At 53.1% G+C, this 1,277-nt stretch carries 1 protein-coding gene and 2 pseudogenes; 2 read left to right on the top strand and 1 reads right to left on the bottom strand.

All coding sequences use genetic code 11. The features are described 5' to 3' along the window. Together NKH49_RS34680 and NKH49_RS34675 are read left to right on the top strand one after the other, a co-directional pair. Positions 1-121: pseudogene (locus NKH49_RS34680) on the top strand (IS630 family transposase); the annotation flags it as partial. A gap of 107 nt (positions 122-228) precedes the next feature. Beyond that, positions 229-993: a glycosyltransferase family 2 protein gene (locus NKH49_RS34675; protein ID WP_352930188.1), complete on the top strand. Its 765-nt coding sequence runs from the start codon at positions 229-231 to the stop codon at positions 991-993. A gap of 32 nt (positions 994-1,025) precedes the next feature. Here NKH49_RS34675 and NKH49_RS34670 read toward each other — a convergent pair. Next, a pseudogene (locus NKH49_RS34670) lies at positions 1,026-1,277 on the bottom strand (hypothetical protein); the annotation flags it as partial.

Raw genomic sequence — 1,277 nt, 5'->3', positions numbered from 1 at the left:
AATCAACCGCTTCCTCGTCGAGCACAACCACAAACCCAAACCTTTCACTTGGACCGCCGACCCCGACAAAATCATCGCTGCCGTCAAACGTGGGCACCAAGGGCTAGATTCCATCCACTAGGTACCAGTTCCCGTCTTCGCCAACCATTAATGGATCGGCTGTCCGCTTGCCGCGCGATGCAAAATCGGGCAACACAGAACCGACAACTGCGGAGACGACCACCAGCGATGAAGATATCCATTGTGACAGCTGTTTATAACCGACAAGGAACAATTGGAGAGGCGATACGCAGTGTGCAAGCCCAGAATTACAGGAACGTGGAGCACCTTATACAAGATGGCGGCTCGACCGACGGCACCCTGGAAATAGTAGAATCGCTCGCGAATTCTCTGACCTATGTTGTTAGTGTTCGTGACGCTGGAATTTACGATGCACTAAATAGAGGGATTGCCCGCGCCTCCGGAGATGTAATTGGGGTGATGCATTCCGACGACCTCTTTGCGTCTGACAACATCCTGGGCAAAGTAGCGCTCGCATTTGAAGACAATAAGATTGATGGGGTGTACGGAGATCTACAATATGTTTCCGCCTCCGATCCAAACCAGCTAATTCGGTACTGGCGATCCGGCCCATATGAGCCCCGCTTACTTGGTCGGGGCTGGATGCCCCCCCATCCGACCCTTTATCTACGGCGAAGCGTGTTCGAGCGCTTGGGGTGCTATGACACGAGTTACCAGATCGCGGCTGATTACGACGCGATATTGCGGTGGCTGAATTTTGGGAAGATCAGCCTCTGCTATATTCCTGAAGTAATGGTGAAAATGCGTGTCGGCGGCGAGAGCAATCGCTCAATAGAACGCGTCATACGCAAGAGCCTTGAGGACTACAGTGCAATCAGACGCAACGGCGTGGGAGGACTTGGCGTGCTGATACAAAAAAATACCAGCAAACTGAAACAATTCCTTGTACCGCATGATATAATTCCCCAATAGGCACAAAGAACCCACCGGCACAACTGACGTGCCTAGATGTTTGGTCCCGGCATTTGCTGGAGCGGATTAAGCTTGAAGCCTTCGGGCTGTGCGGACCAAACCTTGCAGATGAATTCATAGGATGTGAGGCCTTTGAGGATCTCCTTGGTCGTTCGGTGCTCGATGTCATTCGTGGCGCAAGTGACCTGCCACTGAATTTTGATCCGGCTGCAGTTAGAGCCTCGGCGGGTTTTACGCCGTATGGCGCGGGTTGAGCAACGGGTGATCGGCGGAGCTGGTCGGGG

The organism is Mesorhizobium sp. M1088 (assembly GCF_040318575.1).
Lineage (GTDB): Bacteria > Pseudomonadota > Alphaproteobacteria > Rhizobiales > Rhizobiaceae > Mesorhizobium.
The sequence above is the reverse complement of the archived record's forward strand: the minus strand, read 5'-3'. Positions and strand labels throughout refer to the sequence as shown.

What these genes read in the sequence shown, in the direction of transcription:
- NKH49_RS34675 (WP_352930188.1), top strand. Translation starts at nt 229, where the DNA reads ATGAAGATATCCATTGTGACAGCTGTTTATAACCGACAAGGAACAATT.